This is a genomic window from Variovorax sp. J22P240 (genome assembly GCF_030316855.1).
Classification (GTDB): Bacteria; Pseudomonadota; Gammaproteobacteria; order Burkholderiales; family Burkholderiaceae_C; genus Variovorax.
This window is the reverse complement of the sequence record NZ_JASZYR010000003.1, coordinates 123,485-136,339: the sequence shown is the minus strand read 5'-3', so window position 1 is coordinate 136,339 and position 12,855 is coordinate 123,485. Positions and strand designations below refer to the sequence as shown.

At 67.2% G+C, this 12,855-nt stretch carries 13 protein-coding genes; 2 read left to right on the top strand and 11 right to left on the bottom strand.

Features of this window, described 5'->3' with window-relative positions; genetic code table 11:
* Positions 1-46: 46 nt before the first annotated feature.
* The 7 genes from QTI24_RS10580 to QTI24_RS10550 all read right to left on the bottom strand — a co-directional run bounded on the left by QTI24_RS10580 (position 47) and on the right by QTI24_RS10550 (position 6,842).
* The gene (locus QTI24_RS10580; RefSeq protein ID WP_286600265.1) at positions 47-499 is read right to left on the bottom strand and encodes a chromate resistance protein ChrB domain-containing protein; all 453 of its coding nucleotides are present in this window, start codon (positions 497-499) and stop codon (positions 47-49) included.
* Positions 496-1,410 (bottom strand): Fe-Mn family superoxide dismutase, encoded by a 915-nt coding sequence (locus QTI24_RS10575; RefSeq protein ID WP_286600263.1) that lies wholly within the window; start codon positions 1,408-1,410, stop codon positions 496-498. The genes QTI24_RS10580 and QTI24_RS10575 overlap by 4 nt, the downstream gene beginning before the upstream one ends.
* Positions 1,411-1,420: 10 nt before the next feature.
* Complete coding sequence (gene chrA, locus QTI24_RS10570; RefSeq protein WP_286600262.1) at positions 1,421-2,776, bottom strand: chromate efflux transporter; 1,356 nt, start codon at positions 2,774-2,776, stop codon at positions 1,421-1,423.
* The gene (locus tag QTI24_RS10565; RefSeq protein WP_286600260.1) at positions 2,773-3,717 is read right to left on the bottom strand and encodes a chromate resistance protein ChrB domain-containing protein; all 945 of its coding nucleotides are present in this window, start codon (positions 3,715-3,717) and stop codon (positions 2,773-2,775) included. Before QTI24_RS10565 ends, chrA begins: the two co-directional genes overlap by 4 nt.
* A 76-nt stretch (positions 3,718-3,793) precedes the next feature.
* Complete coding sequence (locus tag QTI24_RS10560) at positions 3,794-5,008, bottom strand: CaiB/BaiF CoA transferase family protein (protein WP_286600258.1); 1,215 nt, start codon at positions 5,006-5,008, stop codon at positions 3,794-3,796.
* A 13-nt stretch (positions 5,009-5,021) separates the two neighbouring features.
* The gene (locus QTI24_RS10555; RefSeq protein WP_286600257.1) at positions 5,022-5,813 is read right to left on the bottom strand and encodes an enoyl-CoA hydratase/isomerase family protein; all 792 of its coding nucleotides are present in this window, start codon (positions 5,811-5,813) and stop codon (positions 5,022-5,024) included.
* 45 nt (positions 5,814-5,858) lie between these two features.
* A complete protein-coding gene (locus QTI24_RS10550) occupies positions 5,859-6,842 on the bottom strand; it encodes a Bug family tripartite tricarboxylate transporter substrate binding protein (RefSeq protein ID WP_286600255.1) in 984 nt (327 codons plus the stop codon).
* A 57-nt stretch (positions 6,843-6,899) separates the two neighbouring features.
* Between QTI24_RS10550 and QTI24_RS10545 the strand changes: the two genes are divergently transcribed.
* On the top strand, positions 6,900-7,595 hold the full coding sequence (locus QTI24_RS10545) for a GntR family transcriptional regulator (RefSeq protein ID WP_286600253.1): 696 nt from the start codon (positions 6,900-6,902) through the stop codon (positions 7,593-7,595).
* A gap of 344 nt (positions 7,596-7,939) precedes the next feature.
* Complete coding sequence (locus QTI24_RS10540; RefSeq protein WP_286600252.1) at positions 7,940-9,316, top strand: sigma-54-dependent transcriptional regulator; 1,377 nt, start codon at positions 7,940-7,942, stop codon at positions 9,314-9,316.
* Here QTI24_RS10540 and QTI24_RS10535 read toward each other — a convergent pair.
* The 4 genes from QTI24_RS10535 to QTI24_RS10520 are packed head-to-tail and all read right to left on the bottom strand — an operon-like array spanning position 9,264 to position 12,847.
* On the bottom strand, positions 9,264-10,040 hold the full coding sequence (locus QTI24_RS10535; RefSeq protein ID WP_286600251.1) for an amidohydrolase family protein: 777 nt from the start codon (positions 10,038-10,040) through the stop codon (positions 9,264-9,266). The two genes, QTI24_RS10540 and QTI24_RS10535, sit on opposite strands and share 53 nt — an antisense overlap.
* A 17-nt stretch (positions 10,041-10,057) precedes the next feature.
* The gene (locus QTI24_RS10530; RefSeq protein WP_286600250.1) at positions 10,058-11,353 is read right to left on the bottom strand and encodes an OmpA family protein; all 1,296 of its coding nucleotides are present in this window, start codon (positions 11,351-11,353) and stop codon (positions 10,058-10,060) included.
* Between the two features lie 24 nt (positions 11,354-11,377).
* On the bottom strand, positions 11,378-12,118 hold the full coding sequence (locus tag QTI24_RS10525; protein WP_286600249.1) for a M15 family metallopeptidase: 741 nt from the start codon (positions 12,116-12,118) through the stop codon (positions 11,378-11,380).
* A 24-nt stretch (positions 12,119-12,142) separates the two neighbouring features.
* The gene (locus QTI24_RS10520) at positions 12,143-12,847 is read right to left on the bottom strand and encodes a hypothetical protein (RefSeq protein WP_286600247.1); all 705 of its coding nucleotides are present in this window, start codon (positions 12,845-12,847) and stop codon (positions 12,143-12,145) included.
* Positions 12,848-12,855: the final 8 nt, after the last annotated feature.

The following is a 12,855-nucleotide window of genomic DNA, read 5'->3' as shown; positions in this document are numbered from 1 at the left end:
TTAACGATCCAAGATGAAACTTTTGTTGCAGCTCCTGCGCCTGGTCTCACATCTTCGGCGGCCAGGCGTGCGTCTCGCTTTGGCAGCTCTTGCACCACGCATAGAGGGCGTCGTACATCACAAGGCCGTGGCCCAGCATCTCGTGATCGTCAGGGAACACCTGAGACAACCCGAGCGACATGGCGTACAGACCCGGCGACTGAGGCGTCAGATCCAGGCGCGATGTATCCGCACCGCGAACGATGGCCGCCATTTGCTCGAGCGCTGGGTCGGTCAGTTCGTACTTCGACAGGAACGCATCGAAGCTGCATAGGTCCCCGACATGGGTCATCTCTACACCGGGGATGTCGTAGGGCACTGCGCCGGTCTTCTCTGCCATCGCGAGCACCTCGGATGGAGGAACGTAGAGGAACTCTGGTTCCTTGTCGATGAACCGTGCAATGAGCCACGGGCAGGCGATACGGTCGATCTTCGGGCGTTCACGGGTGACCCATTTCATGATGTCGCTCCTTTGGGTTCCAACGCGCGACCAGCAGTCTGCCAGCCGTCGATGCCACCGCGCAGGTATCGCGCCCGCACCCCGGCCGCGCGAAGGCGCAGTGCGGTCGCGCGGCCGACCTCGTGTCCGTAGACACAATAGACGACGACTTCCCGGTCGGATGGCAGATCGCCAGCCCAGCTGTCGACGGTCGCTGGGTCGCGCCACGCGGCACCGGTCAACCGAGTCGGCGCGTCCTTGACGACACCGGCGCGACGCACGTCGACCACCAGTGCGCCAGCGACCTCATCCTGCGTGGCACCGAATGGTTCGCTGGCACCGTGCACGGCAAGCTGATAGCGCTCGTACACGATGGCCCAGTCGATGTTCTCCATGAACGCATCGACGTAGTTGCCCGCAGCGGCGCCAAAGTCCATGTGGTACGCGTGCTCGTACATGTCCAGCGCGAGGATGGGCACGCCGCCGGCCAGTGCGTGCGTATGGTCGGCGCCCCATTGGTTCACGAGAGTCCCGTCCCGTGGTTGAAACACGAGGAGAACCCAGCCTGACCCGCCACCCAACGCCTTGCCCATGGCGACGAACTCCTCATGCCAACGAGCGACGCTCCCGAAGCTGGCCTGGAGCGCCAGTTCCATGGCCGGCGTCATCGTCTGTCCGTCTCCACCAAGACTGCCGAAGTACAACTCGTGCAGGAGCATGGAGTTGTTCGCAACGAGCTCTTCGCGCTTCAAGCCATTGAGTTCGAAACCCGGCATGGTCGCGGGCGACAAGGCAGCCAGTTTCGAGCGGATGGCATTCAGACGCTTGACCGCGCCGCCGTAGTTGTTCTGGTGATGGCTGCGAAGCAACTTCTCGGACAGACCGTGCAGTGCCGCAGGCTCAAAGGGCAAGTCCTGGATTCGACTTTCCATGGGGAACCTCTCATGCAAACAGGGGCCGTAGAAATGTCAACGCCAACCCAGCCAAGCCGGACGCCAGGACCACGGGAATGACGCCAACCTTGAACCGGAACAAAGCCACCGCCGCCGCGATGCCGATGAGCGCGGAAGCCCACTCGAAGTGACCGGCGAGTCCCTGCGGCCAGAGCACGTGGTACGCAAAGAAGACGGCGAGATTCACGATGACGCCCACCACTGCAGCCGTGATGCCGATCAGTGGCGCGGTGAACTTGAGATTGCCGTGGGTCGATTCGATGAACGGCGCGCCGAGCAGGATGAAGAAGAACGAAGGCAGGAAGGTGAAGAAGGTCACCACGGCGGCGGCGACCGCGCCCGACAGGAAGAGCGCGTCCGGGCCGAAGATGGCCTTGGTCCACCCGCCGACATAGCCGACGAACGAGACCACCATGATGAGAGGACCGGGTGTCGTCTCGCCGAGCGCCAGTCCATCGATCATCTGCGCAGCGGTCAGCCACTGGTAGTGTTCGACAGCCCCCTGGAACACATAGGGCAGCACCGCATAGGCGCCACCGAACGTCATCAGCGCTGCCTTCGTGAAGAACCACGCCATCTGCGTCAGAACGGCGTCCCATCCATAGAGCGCCGTCAAGGCCCCGATGCCGACGGCCCAAAGCGCCAGGCACACAACCAGCACTCGGCTGAAGCGCCGCCAGGTGAACAACGCATGCTCGGGCGTGGGCGTGTGGTCGTCGATCAACGCCGGGCCGAGCGAGTTGCCAGCGTTGCCGTGAGCGCCCCGGGTCGTGAACTTGGCCGGCGCAAATCGGCCGCCGAAGTACCCGATGGCGCCAGCGGCCAGAACAATGAGCGGGAACGGCACTTGCAGCGCGAAGATGGCCAGGAAGGCTGCCACCGCGATGCCCCACAGCCATGCGTTCTTGAGTGCCCGTGATCCCACGCGATAGGCCGCGTGCATCACGAGCGCGGTAACGGCAGGTTTGATGCCATAGAACAAACCGGCAATGGCCGGCACGTTGCCGTACGCCATGTAGACCCATGACAGGCCGATGAGGATGAACAGCGACGGCAGCACGAAGAGGACGCCCGCGACGATGCCGCCCCAGGTGCGATGCAGGAGCCAGCCGATGTACGTCGCGAGTTGCTGCGCTTCGGGTCCGGGCAGCAGCATGCAGTAGTTCAACGCATGCAGGAATCGGCCCTCGGAAATCCAGCGGCGTCGCTCGACGAGGTCCTCGTGCATGATGGCAATCTGCCCGGCCGGCCCCCCGAAGCTGATGAACCCGAGCTTGAGCCAGTAGACGAGGGCCTCTCCAAAGCCAAGGCGCTCAGGCGCCGCCGTGATTGTCGTCGTGGTCACTGGCGTTCCTTCATGGCGGCGTAGAGGGTGTCGAACAGGGGCAGAGAAGCCGCGAGCAGCGCATCGTCCTTGTCGTGCTGCGCCTGAAGGCCTCTGACGATGGTTTCGATACCGGCCGCCTCATCGACGGGAATGCCTCCGACATCGATGTAGTGCACGAGTTCGCCGAGCCGCCGGATGCCCGGGTCCTCTTCGAGCCCGAAGGTATGCGCCACGACCTCGAAAGTGACCTTGTCGCCAACGTGCGTGAACGTCGCACCATCGAAGTCGAAGCCGAGGGCGCCCTTCGGACGCTTCCCTGGGTCCGCCAGCCAGACGAAGCGCGGGGATGAATCGACGAAGCGTTGGATCAGCCAGCCCGTGGCAAGCCGGTCGACCCAGGGCCGCTTGCGCGTGGCCCACGTCCGTCCCTGGAAGGACTCGCGTTGGCGCCGCTCGATCGACCCCGATGCGGCCATCGGCTCGCCGGGGGACAACCTTTGCTCGATCTCCGCTCGCAAGGTCTCCAGGCCAGCCGCCGCCGCTGCGGCCGCCTTGCCAGGAAAGAAGTCCGTCGCGCGAATGGCCCGGTACTGCTGGTCCAGTGCGCGCAGCGACTTTCGCAGGTCTGCCTCTTCGGTGGACTTCAGCGCCTTTCGGGTCTCCTTGAGCGTCTGCGCAAAGTCGGCGTATGGCTCGGACCGGTCGAACAAGCCGAGGAACGTCTTTTCCTGCGCTTCATCGCGGGCCTTGAGAACGAGCATGTGCGCGTCGGCGCCACCCTGCTGGATGGCCTTCTCGATGGCCCACAGGTCGCTCGCCGACGCTGCCTTGGCGGGGAGGATGTAGACGCCGTCCCGCAGGGTTGCGCATCCTGTCGCCTTGAGCGAGCGCCAGATGCGAACACGCAAGCCACTCGGAGAGGTCGGGAGCGATGCGGTAAGGACCAGCCAGTCATGCATGTAGCAAGTATCACTTAGCGTGATAGCTGTTGCGGCAACATGGTCTTGCCCGATGCGGGCGGCGGCGCCGACTGGCTCAATCGAGGGTTGCGATGACCTTTGCAGCCTGCAGATCCGCGATTTCGCCGTCGCCGTAGCCGAATGCCTTCAGCACCTCTCGCGTCTGCTGCCCGACCGTCGGCGCCGCGGACCGGGCGCACGGCGCTTCGCCATCGAAATGAATCGGCAGGCCGAGCGAACGCATGGTGCCTCCGTTCGGGCTGTCGACATCGACCACCATCGAGATGGCGCGCGACTGCTCGTGATCCATCGCCTGGCCGACGTCGTGCACCGGACCGACCGGAACGCCGGCCTTGTCGAAGACCTCGACCCAATGACCAGCAGGATGGCTGGCAAGAGCCTCCGTGATGAGCCCTGCAAGCACGGCTTGATGGGCCAGCCGGTCGCGACCCGTCGTGAAGCGTTCATCCGCAAGCCACTCGGGGTGGCCGAGCACCTCGGCAATGCGGCGCCAGTTGGCCTGATTGCCGCCGCCGAGCGCAATGGCGCCTTCGCCGCACCGGAAGGTCTGGTACGGCGCGATCAGCGGGTGCGAGGTGCCCATGGGCCGGGCCACGGTGCCGTCGTGAAAGTACGCGGCCGCAAACCAGTACATCTGCTGCAGCGACGCCTGGAGCAGCGAGGTCTCGACCTTGCTGCCGACGCCCGTGCGCAGCCGCTTGATGTACGCCGTGAGGCTGCCGAGCGCGGCCAGAATGCCGGCGTTGATGTCGGCCACCGAGTTGCCCGGCTTGGCCGTCTCGCCGTCGATGCTGCCGGTCACGCTGATCAACCCGGAGAACGCCTGCAGCACCAGGTCGAAGCCGCCGTTGTCGCTCATGGGGCCGTTCGGGCCGTACCCGCTGATCGAGGTGTAGACCAGCCTGGGATTGACCTCGCGCAGGTGCTCGTACCCCAGACCCAGCGCATCGAGCTTCCCGCGGCGGAAGTTCTCGGTGACGATGTCGCAGCTGGATGCGATCCGCTTGATGATCGCCTGGCCCGCGGGCTGGCGAATGTCGATCGCGATCGAACGCTTGCCGCGGTTCAGCATGAGAAAGCCCGGAGCGAGACCCGGATCGCCGGGCCGCGCGTAGCCACGAGCATCGTCGCCCGCGGGAAACTTCTCGACCTTGATGACCTCGGCGCCCATGTCGGCCAGCATCAGGCCGCAGATAGGGCCGGCCATGATCTGGGACATCTCCAGGACGCGAACGCCTGCCAGCGGCAGGTCCTTGGCTTGTGGATTCATCGCGTTTCGTTTCTCAGGTGCCGGTGAAGACGGGTGCGCGCTTCTCCGCGAACGCCGCGAGGGCCTCGCCGATGTCGCGCGTCTTCAGGCTGGCCGCATAGGCCGCATGCGCCGACGCCTCGTCGTACTCCTGGCGCGCGACCTCGTTGAGCGTGGCCTTTATCGAAGCCAATGGGATCGGTGCCTGGGCGAGCAAGTCATCGGTCCAGGTCTTCAGCTCGGCATCGAGTTGCGCGGGCTCCACCAGCGCATCGAGATAGCCGATGCGGAGCATCTCTTCCGCCTGGATCGGCCGCGACGTGAGGAAGAGCTTCTTGGCAGGGCCGAGGCCCAGGCGCGACACCCAGCGGCGGATACCGTGCGGGTAGTAGTGCAGGCCGAGCCTTGCCGCCGGCATGAACATCCGCATACCGGTGACGCCGATGCGAAAGTCGCACGACAGCGCCAGGTCGGTGGAGCCACCGTACACGGGGCCGTGCAAGCGGGCGATCGTGATGGCCCGCGCGTTTTCGATCTCGTCGGTGAAGGTCTGGAACGCGTTGTCGGTGCTGTTGGCGGCCTTGCCCAGGTGCCCCAGGTCAAAGCCGGAGCTGAAGCTCTTGCCCGTGCTCCGGAACACGATCACGCGGACCGCCTTGTTGGCATTGAGATCGGCCAGGTAGCCGCGCAGCACCGGCAGATCCTCGGGCTCGATCTTGTTGTGGGTGGCCGGGCGCCGCAGCGTGATGGTCGCGATCGCGCCTTCGATTTCGAGCAGCGGCGAAGCAGGGGAGACGACGGGAGGCGATTCGAGAACTGTGGACATACGGGTTCCTGGTCGATGGTGAATGGAGGGTGTCAGGGCAGCGGATCAGTCGAAGTGCAGGTTTTGCTCGCGGATGACGCGGCCCCACTTCTGCAGGTCGGACTTGACCAGCTCGCTCGCAGCTTCCGGCGTGGAAGGCACGACGTCGTTGCCTTGGCTCAGGAGCTTGTCGCGCAGCGCAGGCGTGTTCAGCGCGGAGTTCAGGGCCACGTTGAGCCGCTGCACGACCTCGGGCGGCATGCCCTTGGGCCCCACGAGAGCGAACCAGCCCTGCGCGTCGTACCCCGGCACGCCTTGTTCGGCGACCGTCTTGACGCCCGGGAAGGCCGGCACCGGCTTGGTGGACGTGACGGCGATGGCTCGCGCCTTGCCGCTCTTCACGATCTGGACTGCGGGTGCGATGGTCGAGAAGGAAACCTTCACTGCGCCCGCCATCAGGTCCGTCAATGCCGGCGCGGCGCCCTTGTACGGAACATGCAGCATCGTCGTCCCCGTGCTGGCGCCGAGCAGTTCGGCAGACATCTGGTGGATGGTGGCGAGGCCCGAAGTGGAATAGGAAACGCCGCCCGGATCGGCACGCACGAGCTTGAGCAGCTCAGGCAGATTCGTTGCCGGGACAGACGGATTCACCAGGATGACCATCGGCGCCTTGGAGACGACGCCGACGTAGCTCAGACCATTCATCGGGTCGTAGCTGACTTTCCGCGCATTCGGAATGATGGTCAGCGGCGCGACGTCGGCCAGACCGATCGTGTAGCCGTCGGCCGGCGCACTGGCAACGGTCTCGACGCCGATCGCGCCGCCGGCGCCCGGCTTGTAGTCGACGACCACCGGCTGGCCGAGCACCTTCTCCATGGCCGGTGCCAGGTCGCGCGCGACCGCGTCGGCCGCGCCACCGGGCGTGTAGCCGAGCACGAGACGGACCGGCCGCGTTGGCGTCCACGTCTCCTGCGCATTGGCAGGCAACACAGCCGCCGAAGAAACTACGATTGCCGCTGCGGCGGCCAGTTTGGGGAGTGAAAAGTGCACGGCTTGTCTCTTAAAATATTTTTGATGATTTAAAATATACCAGAACATCGGATAAATATGCAAAACACCAAGATGCCGGGAGCCCCCACGGCGACACTCAGCGAGGCCGTGCGGCAATCGATCATTCGTGACTTGTCCGTCGGCGCATTGCAGCCGGGCCATCCGCTGGACGAGCGCGCGCTGAGCGAGCGCTTCGAGGTGTCGCGCACGCCGATTCGCGAGGCGATCCTTCAATTGGCCGCGCAGGGTTTTCTGGTGATCAGCCCGCGTAGCGGGGCATCGGTGCCGCGGCTGTCGATCGTGCTGCTGCGGGAGCTGCTCGAACTACTGGGCGAACTGGAGGGCATCGCCGCCACCTTCGCCGCCAAGCGCATCCGCCCGCAGGAAAAGGCCGAGCTGGCCGAAAGCATCGCGCAGTGCACCGCGGCGGCCGAGGCAGACGACGCGGCCGCATACCAGATCGCGAACGACCGGTTTCATGGCCTGATCTACGCCGCCTCGCGCAACGGTTCGCTGGTGGAGCAGATCAGGTCGCTGCGCACGCGAAGCGCGGCCTACACGGTCAATCGATTCGACTCGCCGGGCCGCATGAAGCGGTCGGCGCTGGAGCACGCGGCGATCGCCAAGGGCGTGCTGGACAACGACGCCGCGGCCGCGCATGCCGCGATGCTCAACCACATCTCGATCGGCGGAAAGGACTTTGCCGAGTTCGTCAGCGGCATCCCGACGGAGCTGCTGGATGGCGGCGGATGAGCATTTGCCCCGTCAATACCCCGAAGCGGATGCGAAGCCGGCTACCTACGGCGTAGTCCAAACGCCAGATCGACGGCCCAGCCAAAGGCCCCGAGCACTACGTGCCAGGGGGCTTGATTCCGGCCCCGCAGAGGTCTAGGAAAGCGCCCGTACTCCGACGCCCGGTCACCGGCCCGCGTGCGAAATGAAAACTTTGGACCCCAGCCCGCCGGTCGCCACGGGCATGGGCGTAACAAGCGGTCACGCCTCTTGCGAACTGCGTCTGCAACGCATCACAGGCTTCCGTCGTATTTCGCCGTCCGCAGCGAATGCTCACACTATCTCCCCGCTCGACAGGAGGAGACATGCATGGAGCCGACGCGTCGCCGAGTGCGTGGATCCAATTCGTCGATCCGCTGTCGGCCGCTGCGCGCGAGGCGGTGCTGGCCATCCTGCGCCGGTCGGGGTTGCGGACGATTCCGATGCCGGCCGACGCGCAGGACTACGGACTGATGGTGCTCGGGGCGATCGACGACCGGATCCTCGACGAGCTGCGCCTGGCCAGCCGCCGCGCGGTGGTGCTGGTGCTGGTGGTTGCGCCGTGCAGGCTGTCGGCCGCCGAGGCCTGGTCCCTTTTGCGCGCGGGCGCGTCCGACGTGATGCGGTGGACCCCCTTGCCGACCGACGCCGCACAGGTGTGCGCCCGGCTGTCTCGCCTGCGCACGGTGCAGGCGCTGGTCGACAGCTCGCGCGTGCGCGACGTGCTGGTCGGCGACAGCACGGCCTGGCGGGCGCTGGTGCGGCAGGTGGTGGAGGTGGCCGTGTTCTCCCAGGGGCCGGTGCTGATCACCGGCGAGAGCGGCACCGGCAAGGAACTGATCGCGCGCCTGATCCACGACCTCGACCGCCGTGCCGACAAGGGGGCGATGGTGATCGTCGACTGCACCACCATCACGCCCGAACTCTCCGGCAGCGAATTCTTCGGCCACGAGCGCGGCGCCTTCACGGGCGCGATGAACCCGCGCGAGGGCGCGTTTGCACTGGCCCATCGCGGCACGCTCTTCCTCGACGAGATCGGCGAACTGCCGCCGCCGTTGCAGGCCCAGCTGCTTCGGGTGGTGCAGGAAGGCAAGTACAAGCGGGTCGGCAGCAATGCCTGGCAGCACACCGAGTTCCGGCTGGTGTCGGCGACGCACCGCGACCTCGATGCGGGCGTGGCCGACGGCAGCTTCCGCGCCGACCTCTACTACCGCATCGCCGGATCGATCTGCCGCACGCCGCAACTGGCCGAACGAAAGGAAGACGTGCTCGCGCTCGCAGCGCACTTCCAGGCCGCCTTCGACGGCGCCGAGGGCGGCGACGGTTTCGACGAGCCGGTCTGCCAGTACCTGCAGGCGCGCGCCTACCCGGGCAACGTGCGTGAGTTGCGGCGGGTGGTCTCGTGGCTGTGCCATCGGCACGCGGGCGGCGGGCCCATCACCATCGGCGACGTGCCCGAGGACGAGCGGCCGGCGACCACCGAGAACTCGCGCGATGCGCTGCAGGGGTGCTTCGAGCGGGCGGCGCGCGATGCGATCGACCTCGGCCTCGGTCTGAAGGAAATTGGCCAGACCGCGACCGACTGCGCAATCCGGCTGGCCATCGAACGCGAGCAAGGCAACCTGCACCGGGCCGCGCTGCGGCTCGGCGTCACCGACCGTGCGCTGCAGTTGCGGCGGGCGCAGCAGCGTCCCTTGCATTGAGGCCCAGCAGCCGCGACAGGTTGCCGCCCAGCACGAGCGCCTCGTCCTCAGGCGTCAACTGCAGCAAGCGGATCTTCTCGAGTTCCAGGCCCGGGTGCAGCCAGGGCCCGTCGGAGCCAAACAGGATCTTGTGCGCCCCGGCCCGCCGCACCGCTTGCAGCAGCAGGTCGAAGCGCCGGATGCCTGCGGTGTCGGCATAGATGTTCGGATGGCGCTCCAGGTGGTCGATGAGCGCGAGCTGGGCCCGCCAGTCGTCCGCGAAGCTGCCCAGGTGCGGAATGATGAAGACGACATCCGGATACTGTTCCGCCAGCAACTCGACCACCCAGGACTCGCCGACAAGGTCGTAGAGCACCGGCAGCCGTAGCCGGCGCGCGGCATCGCAGATCTCGCGGCTGATGGCAGCGTCGTGCCGATGCACCTTGATGCCCGCGAAGCTGTAGCGCTGCACGGCGGTGGTCAGCATCGGCAGCACACGGCCGCGGTCGCGCTCGGCATGCACCATGGCGAAGCCGATGAAGCGCTCGGGCTTGGCGGCGACGATGCGCGATAGCGCGAGGTTGGCCTGCGCATAGTCCGAATGGAAAGCCGGCAGCAGCACGCTGCGCGCGATGCCGGCGCGGGCCGCACGCCGCAGGTAGGCGTCGAGCGGCGCGTCGGTGTCCCAGGGGCCGGTCAGGCCGTCGCCCTGGCCGGCATGGCAGTGGCAGTCGATGCGGAGCATGGGAGGCTCATCACAGCTCAGGGCATGCACTGCGCCCGCTGCAGGTTGGATTGCGCCTCGCGCCGCAGCGCCGCCAGGTCCTTCGCCGCGTATTTGGCGGCCAGCGCCCGGCGTCGAACCGGCGAGGACTGGCCGACGCCGACGGTGGGCGATGCGCCGGTCGCCTTGAAATTGCCGTTGCGGAAGCTGTCGAGCCGGCGCCGCGCCCGCGGCTTGCCCTGCCGGTCGCGCGGACAGGCCGGCAGCGCAGCGCCGACCGCCGGCGGCGGCGACACCGGCTTCGGCCGGTAGACGTGCATGAAGATCTCTTGCGCCTTCACGAAGGTGCGCAGTGCCCGGGTCCACAGCGCCGGCTCGATGCGCGAGTCGATGCACAGGAAGGCGAACTCCGCGAACAGGAAGAAGAAGTCCCCATTCGGCTCGCCGACGCCGGCGCTGCGGTCGGCTGCGATCGGGCTGCGCAGCTGGCCGTTGGCGAAGCGCTCGAAGCAGGTCTGGAAGGCGCCGAACTCGATGCCGCCGCGGCCGTCCTCGAAGTACTCGCGGAACAGCGCCAGCTGCCCCGCCGACAACCGCAGCGCGCTGTTGCGCAGGGCCCCCGGGGGCAGCGCCTTGGGCGGCGGCACGCGGCCGGCCAAGGCCTCGCTGGCGCGCAGGTTGCGGCGCGCCAGCAGCTCGGGCACCAGCGCGCCGACGTCGGCGCTGCGCTGCGCCTTCTGCGTCGCGTTGAGGTTCGGGTAGGCGGGAATGCCGAACTTCGGATCGCCCGGCAGGAAGCGCAGGTCGTATTGGGCGAAGAATGCATTGCAGCCGGTGCCCAGGAAGACCTCCACGCGCCGGTTCATGGCCCGGCCGTCGGCCGTCGCGTTGGACACCACGGGCCGCGTCTCGCCGAGTGTCTGGGGCACGATCGCGAGCGTGCCCGCTGGCACCGGGCCGAGCGCCGCGAGGGCAGCGCGGAGCTTCGTCTCGACCGCCTTCGCCCGGCGTTCGGCGAGACCGAGGTTGTAGGGCGCCTTGCCGGTCGGGTCCGTGTGGCCGACCAGCCGCACGGTCTCGATCGGATCGCCCGAGACCCGGCTCGCGACGATCAGCCGCGCGATGCGGTCGATGATCGCGTCGTGCATCGTGGGCACGGCCGGGCCGTCGAAGGCGAAGCGGTCGAGCACCACGAAGGGCCGGTCGCGTATCGTCAGCGTCGGCAGCACCACCGTTGGCGCCGGCTTCTTCTTCGCTTTTCCCGATTCGAACTCGAACTCGAATTCCGCCTCGCCAGCGGGCGCGAGCATCTCGAACATGGCTTCGTCGTTCATGGTGTGTCTCCTCGCACCCGAGGCTCAGGTGCCGGTCGTGGACCAGTGCCACGGCTCTTTCGCGTAGTTCTTCAATCCGAAGCGCGCCGCGTTGCGCTGCAGCCAGCCGAAGCCGGGCGTGTCCTTGAACTGCCCGGCCATCTGCGCGCCGTACTTGAAGTCGATCGCCAGCCCGCGCTCGTGCATCGACGTGCCGGGCTTGGCGGTCGGAGGTGTGCATTGGCTCGCCGACTTTTCGTAGATGTCGTAGGGCGTGGGGCCGCAGTTCTTCTTGCGCACCGCGATTTGCTCGTCCGGCGAGCGGAAGCCGCTGCCGCCGAGCGGCACGCCGTCAGCCTGGGCGGCGGCGAGCAGGGCGTCGACTTGTGCCGCGATCTGGCGCGCCACCAGGATGCCTCGCACGTTGACGATGTCGGGCGCGCCCGGCGGCGGGGTCGTCGGTGTTGCCGGTGCGGCCGGCGCCGAGGGCCTCGGCGTCGCGCGCACCAGGCGGTCGCGGATCGCCACCCACTCGGTGGCCAGGGCGTTGAAGCCGGGTTCGCTGTTGCGCAGCGGCGCCCCGTTGCGCTCCGGGTGGCGCGAGAAGAACACCAGGTCGGTCAAGGTGTTCTCGTCGCGGAAGCCGGCGCCGGCGGCGCGTTGGATCGCCAGCGTCTCGTTTTTGGCGCGCAGCGCATCCATCACCGGCTTCGGAAAACCGATGAAGCTGAATTCCTCCTCGAACTCGGCCGATCGGCCGGCGAGGGTCGGGAACGGGCGGTACATGGCAGTCTCCGGTTGCGGCTCGTGTCAGGCGCCGAACAGCACGATGTGGCGCCCGCGACGCTGCCAGCGGCCGGACAGCGCGCGGCTGATCCCGGCTTCGCCTTGGGATTCGAACTCGGCCCCGTACTCGCCCTCACCCTCGTATTCGGCCTCCGCCTCGGCCTCGCTTATCAATTCGGCCTCATTGGCCGCGAAGCTCGGCACGTGGGCCCGGGCGGCAGCGAGCAGTGCCTGGCGCACCGCCGCTTCGGGCGGCATGCCGGGCGGCGCGGCGCCGGCTTGCTGCGCCGCACTGGCAGCGACCCGCACGAAGCGCCGCGCGATCTCGAATTCGGCTTCCTCGGCCTCCATCTCGCCGAATTCCATCTCGAGCGCCTTGCTGACCGCGCTGCCGAGCGCACTGCCGATGGCGGTGCCGACCCCCGGGATCGGGATGAAGGAGCCCAACGCACCGCCAACCAGCGGCAGGGCTTTCTTGGCCAGCCCCTTGAGGGCGCCGCCGAGCGGCTTGAGCACCTTGCTGCCGACGAAGGAGCCGACTTTCTTGAGGCCGCGGCCGATGCCCTTGAAGAGCTTGCCGAGGAACTGCTCCCATTCGGCTTCGTTCGAGACGGAGAGCAACTCCATCGCGAGCTCGACCTCCTCGGATTCGCTGATCGGCGCGCGGGTGGCAAGGCTGCGCTGGCGGCGCGCTTGGCAGGTATGACAGGGGCAGGAAGGCGTGTGCATGGTGGTCT

What these genes read in the sequence shown, in the direction of transcription:
- QTI24_RS10575 (WP_286600263.1), bottom strand. Translation starts at nt 1,410, where the DNA reads ATGGAAAGTCGAATCCAGGACTTGCCCTTTGAGCCTGCGGCACTGCAC.
- QTI24_RS10580 (WP_286600265.1), bottom strand. Translation starts at nt 499, where the DNA reads ATGAAATGGGTCACCCGTGAACGCCCGAAGATCGACCGTATCGCCTGC.
- QTI24_RS10535 (WP_286600251.1), bottom strand. Translation starts at nt 10,040, where the DNA reads ATGCTCCGCATCGACTGCCACTGCCATGCCGGCCAGGGCGACGGCCTG.
- QTI24_RS10565 (WP_286600260.1), bottom strand. Translation starts at nt 3,717, where the DNA reads ATGCATGACTGGCTGGTCCTTACCGCATCGCTCCCGACCTCTCCGAGT.
- QTI24_RS10560 (WP_286600258.1), bottom strand. Translation starts at nt 5,008, where the DNA reads ATGAATCCACAAGCCAAGGACCTGCCGCTGGCAGGCGTTCGCGTCCTG.
- QTI24_RS10520 (WP_286600247.1), bottom strand. Translation starts at nt 12,847, where the DNA reads ATGCACACGCCTTCCTGCCCCTGTCATACCTGCCAAGCGCGCCGCCAG.
- QTI24_RS10530 (WP_286600250.1), bottom strand. Translation starts at nt 11,353, where the DNA reads ATGAACGACGAAGCCATGTTCGAGATGCTCGCGCCCGCTGGCGAGGCG.
- QTI24_RS10555 (WP_286600257.1), bottom strand. Translation starts at nt 5,813, where the DNA reads ATGTCCACAGTTCTCGAATCGCCTCCCGTCGTCTCCCCTGCTTCGCCG.
- QTI24_RS10540 (WP_286600252.1), top strand. Translation starts at nt 7,940, where the DNA reads ATGCATGGAGCCGACGCGTCGCCGAGTGCGTGGATCCAATTCGTCGAT.
- QTI24_RS10525 (WP_286600249.1), bottom strand. Translation starts at nt 12,118, where the DNA reads ATGTACCGCCCGTTCCCGACCCTCGCCGGCCGATCGGCCGAGTTCGAG.
- QTI24_RS10545 (WP_286600253.1), top strand. Translation starts at nt 6,900, where the DNA reads ATGCAAAACACCAAGATGCCGGGAGCCCCCACGGCGACACTCAGCGAG.